The 319-nt window shown below is 73.4% G+C and carries 1 protein-coding gene; it reads right to left on the reverse strand.

Annotated elements, in window-relative coordinates; translation table 11 throughout:
- Positions 1–319: sugar phosphate nucleotidyltransferase (locus NR111_RS18370; protein ID WP_256821650.1), on the reverse strand; the 319-nt coding region annotated here is incomplete at both ends.

Below are 319 nucleotides of genomic sequence, written 5' to 3' on the forward strand. Positions count from 1 at the left end.
GGAGGTCGCGGGACATGCGGAGCAGCAGGTCACCGTTGCCGTAGGCGAACCGGTCCTCGGTCGCCGGCCCGGAGCCGGTCTCGGGCACCATCCTGCGGAACCCTCCCCGGGACCGGTCGAGGTCCCAGGGCCGGCCGCCCGAGAGGTACTCGTCGATCGAGGCCACCTGGTACTCCACGCTCACCCACACCTCGCGCAGCCGGGCGTGCACCAGCGCGGAGAGCGTGAAGTCGATGAGCCGGTGCACGCCACCGAAGGGGAGTGCCGGCTTGGCGCGCTCCCGGGTGAGCACGTCCATCCGGGAGCCGGCGCCACCGGC

It is taken from the genome of Dietzia sp. Die43, assembly GCF_024519835.1.
Lineage (GTDB): Bacteria > Actinomycetota > Actinomycetes > Mycobacteriales > Mycobacteriaceae > Dietzia > Dietzia kunjamensis.